At 45.4% G+C, this 4,312-nt stretch carries 4 protein-coding genes; 2 read left to right on the top strand and 2 right to left on the bottom strand.

Annotated elements, in window-relative coordinates:
• The coding region (locus F7C14_RS04015) for a TAXI family TRAP transporter solute-binding subunit (protein ID WP_290900163.1) at positions 1 to 1,010 on the bottom strand (1,010 nt) is incomplete at its 3' end.
• Positions 1,011 to 1,143: 133 nt separating this feature from the next.
• Positions 1,144 to 2,127: an NrpR regulatory domain-containing protein gene (locus F7C14_RS04010; RefSeq protein WP_290900162.1), complete on the bottom strand. Its 984-nt coding sequence runs from the start codon at positions 2,125 to 2,127 to the stop codon at positions 1,144 to 1,146.
• A gap of 52 nt (positions 2,128 to 2,179) precedes the next feature.
• On the opposite strand from F7C14_RS04010, the gene F7C14_RS04005 reads away from it, so the two are divergent.
• A complete protein-coding gene (locus tag F7C14_RS04005; protein ID WP_290900161.1) occupies positions 2,180 to 3,268 on the top strand; it encodes an MFS transporter in 1,089 nt (362 codons plus the stop codon).
• A 39-nt stretch (positions 3,269 to 3,307) separates the two neighbouring features.
• A partial coding sequence (gene asd / locus F7C14_RS04000; protein WP_290900160.1) for an aspartate-semialdehyde dehydrogenase occupies positions 3,308 to 4,312 on the top strand: 1,005 nt, incomplete at its 3' end.

The following is a 4,312-nucleotide window of genomic DNA, read 5'->3' as shown; positions in this document are numbered from 1 at the left end:
TCGTAGTACTTTACAGCTCCCGGATGCAGCGGGATCATCAAACCTTCGAAGGCTCTGTTCATGTCGATCTGCTTCGCAACTTGGTGGGCTTTGGCAAGCTCATCTATGTTCTCGTAAAGTATTTTCGTCATCTCGTAAACCACTTCATCCGGCAGATCCTTGTGAACTGCTAAAGTTGCTTTAACAGCAATCGTTTGCACGTCCTCAGTTTGCCCGTTGTAGGTGTTGGCTGGAACGACAACTTTGACGTAGAACGGATAACCTTCATCGTGGAGCTTCTGAATAACTTCATCGGGAATCGGAATAAGTCTCACAGGAACTTTAACGGCAATCTGGTCTATGGCTGGAGCCGGATAAGCTATGACCGTGAATTCCGCATCAACCTGTCCGAGAACAAGGCTTTGGGCGGCTTCGCTGAATGTTTGATAAACAGGCTCGATATCGTCCCATATTCCGGCAGCTTTCAGAACTCTTTCAGCTGTCGCAGCTACTCCGCTTCCCGCGGCTCCGACAACGACCTTTTTGCCTCTCAGATCTTCGAGGGTGTATATGTCGCTGTCAGCTCTAACAACTATCTGCACCGGCTCTGGATAGAGCGTTCCAATTCCCCTAAGCTCTTTTACCGGCTTACCCTCAAACTGGAACTTTCCGTTCCAAGCGTAGTAAGTCACGTCGTTCTGAATTATCGCAGCTAAGGCTTCTCCCTTCCCTATAGCTTTAGCATTAGCAACGCGCGCTCCGCTCGTTAGTCCTTTCGCCTCAATCAACTCGCTCTTTTTGTTCAGAACCTTCGCAAACATAGATCCAACGGCAAAGTAAACACTTCCCGGACCAGAGCCGGTGTATATCGTTACTATGTACTTTCCGTCTTCAGTTTTCGGAAGTTTAACCCCTTCGGCTTTTTCCGGAGTTTTCTCCGGTTTTGTTTGAGTTTGCTCTCCGGCACACCCGGCTAATGCGACACCGATTGCAAGAACCAACATCAGGCTCAAAATTACCTTTGACCTCATCAAACCACCTCAAATCCTCCAAGCCCTTTCAAAAAATCGCTTACAAACATGCAAGTCACCCGGAGGTTTAAAAATGTAGAGAAAATTATAGGTATTTAAAATTTGCGATGAAAAATTTGGAAGATTTTAGACTTTACGTTAAAGAATCTATCTCTTCAAGGTTTTCAATTCTTTCGAAGGCAGCTAAAATCTTTATCTCCACGTCAATTCCCTTCTCTTTCAGGTAAACCAACGGCGTCGATCCGGCTATTACAACAACTCCTGCTCTGTAGTTGTTCACCGGAATCCCGAGAGCGTCGTTTTCAGCTCCGCTTATGTAAACAGCACCATTTATCCCAATTTTTTCGAGCTGCTCAACGATTTCTACTGCTCTCTTTCTTAAAACAAGCGGAATCTCTCTTACATCAGCTGGAACGTTCCCGCTGCCTCTCTCTACAGCATCTTTAACGCTGCAAAACCCACTCCTTATGAATAGGTCTATCGGATCGAGGGTTGAGCCGTAGTAGGAGATTGCATGAACGAAACGGAGGGGTTTCCAGTCAGAATACTGCAAAATCCCAGCAAACGTTGGGAAGGAGCTTATTCTACTTCCTATTAACGCTGCGTCAACAACTGAGGTACTGACCAAACCTATTCCAACTTTTCCTTTCGGAATTTTCAAGTTTCCCGCTTCTCTCTCGTAAATCTTTACGAGTCTGCTCACAGCAAGCTTAGCGTCCATGCATGCTTTTATCAGCTCAAGAGAGATTTCAAGATCTTTTTTTCTGATTATTCCGATGTTCAAGCTTACGAGTCCTTTTCTTTTAAAGGGATCGAAGTTAGCGTTGTAGGCATACTCCTCCCTGAGTTCTATGAACGAACCGATCCTTTCCCTGACCATTCCTTTTTTGACCTCTTCTAATCCCTTCTCCGATATGACTCTCCCGGCAAGCCCGACCTTTTTCGTGAGTCCAAGCTCGTCAAGAAGCTTTAGATAATATTGCACAGTTTCTTTTTTCACCTGAAATCCTCTTTCTTCGAGTTTTTCCGAAATGCTTTTTGCTCCGAGGGGCATGTTGGAATTCGCCAGAATTTTGAGAATGTGGTAGAGTATCGGATTGTCGATTGTTAGTTTCATTAAATCTGCAAAAGAGTCACAATTAAAAAGCTTAAGCTTGGGTGGTTGTTGAATGAAAAGGAACATAACACTGCTCGGCATAGTCAGTTTCCTGAACGACCTGAGCAGCGAGATAATTCACCCTCTTCTACCCTTCTTCCTCAAGAGCATGAACGCCACGGCTCTCGGAATTGGGATCGTCGGCGGGTTGCTGGACGGTTTTGGGAACGTTGTAAAGCTATTCTCTGGATACATCTCCGATATATTCAGGAGGAGAAAGCCGCTGGTGTTTTTCGGATACCTTCTCTCTCAAGTTTCAAAGCTCGGTATAGGCATCTCTTCTTCAGCTGGAGAAGTTTCGGGCTTTGTTATTATGGACAGAATCGGAAAGGGGATTAGAACGTCTCCAAGGGATGCGATAATTGCCGAATCTTCCAAGGAGAGAGGAAAAGCTTTTGGCTTTCATAGGGCGATGGACACGGCTGGAGCGGTAGTGGGAACTTTAATCGCCATACTCCTCTACGAATCTCTGAAGGACTTCCAAACACCTATTCTTGTGGCAGCAGCAATAGGATTTTTCGCCGTAATTCCAATTTTTTTCGTTAGAGACACTGGAGAATTCGTCCCGAAAAAGGTGGAAGTCGGAGTGAAGCTGAAAAAGTACTTGTTTGTGGCTTTTCTTTCCGGTTTGTGTCACTTAAGCTACATGTTCTTTTTGATAAGGGCTTCGGTGATAAGCGTTGAGGCAGCCTTTTTACTATATTTATTATTTAATGTAGTTTACTCCCTATACTCGTATCCAGCCGGGATACTGGCAGATAGATTTGGGAAAGCTAAAATTGTCGGCTTCTCCTATCTAATCTTCTCGGCGTCTCTCCTCCTGATGACTTTTCAAAATCCCCTTTTCTTCGTCGTTGCTTTCATTCTCTACGGAATTTTCATGAGCGTAAGTGAAGCTCAGCAGAGGGCTTTAGCTTCCGATCTGTCCAAATCTCAAGGTTTCGGACTTGGAGCGTATCACTTGAGCTTCGGAATGGCGATAGTTATTGGAAATATCATAGCCGGAGCTTTAGCAGAGCTGTTTACTCTCGATGCAGCTTTCGTTTTTGCGTCCATCCTTTCGTTAATTTCAGCTTTCGTCTACCTTTTCGTGAAATTCTGAAAAGGTTAATGTTTTAAACAAGCCAGCTTTCTTTCAAGCATGAAGCTCAAAGTTGGAATTCTTGGTGCTACCGGGATGGTTGGACAGAAATTCATCGAACTTCTGTCCGAACACCCTTGGTTCGAGATTACAAGTTTAGCTGCAAGCGAGCGGAGAATTGGTAAGAAGTACGGTGAAGAGGTTAGGTGGATAGTTTCCCAAGACGTTCCGAAGGAGGTGAGAGACCTCGAACTTTTGCCGATGGATCCGAAAAAGTTTGATGCCGACATCGTTTTTTCCGCTTTGCCATCTGATGTTGCGAGGGAAGTGGAAAAGAAGTTCGCCGAAGCGGGATTCGTTGTTGCAAGCAACGCTTCAGCTTACAGAATGGAAGAGGATGTCCCTCTGATAATCCCGGAAATAAATGCGGAGCATTTGGCTTTGATAGACGTTCAGAAGAAAAACAGAGGCTGGGACGGGTTTATCGTTACGAACCCAAACTGTACGACGATTATCTTAACTCTAACTCTCAAACCTCTTATGGATTTGGGTTTGAGGGAGGTTAACGTGGCTACGATGCAGGCTTTGAGCGGAGCGGGTTATCCGGGAGTAGCATCTCTTGACATAACGGACAACATAATACCTTTCATAAAAGGAGAGGAAGAGAAAGTCGAGAGCGAACCGCTAAAGATCCTTGGAAAGCTTGAAGGGAATAGAATCAGATTTGCAGATCTGAAAATTTCTGCTTCCTGCCACAGGGTTCCCGTGATTGATGGTCACACGGAGGCTGTATTTGCGAAGTTCGATAGGAAAGTCACCGTTGAAGAAGTTAGGGGGGCTTTCGAGAGCTTTAAGCCCTTAGATCTACCGTCTTCTCCGGAAAAGCTTATAATTGTCAGAGATGAGGAAGACCGCCCACAGCCAAGGCTTGACAGAAATGCTGGGAGAGGGATGAGCGTCGTAGTAGGGAGAATTAGAGAGGATGCGAGCGGAATAAAGTACGTAGTTCTCGGGCACAACACTGTGAGGGGTGCTGCTGGAGCGAGCATACTCAACGCTGAATTG

This window comes from Ferroglobus sp., from assembly GCF_015521575.1.
Lineage (GTDB): Archaea > Halobacteriota > Archaeoglobi > Archaeoglobales > Archaeoglobaceae > Ferroglobus.
Note: the sequence above shows the minus strand (reverse complement) of the source record. Positions and strands in the feature narration are given on the sequence as shown.

Bases quoted from the DNA above. Each gene is read 5' to 3' on its own strand.
- F7C14_RS04005 (WP_290900161.1), top strand. From the start codon at position 2,180: ATGAAAAGGAACATAACACTGCTCGGCATAGTCAGTTTCCTGAACGAC.
- F7C14_RS04010 (WP_290900162.1), bottom strand. From the start codon at position 2,127: ATGAAACTAACAATCGACAATCCGATACTCTACCACATTCTCAAAATT.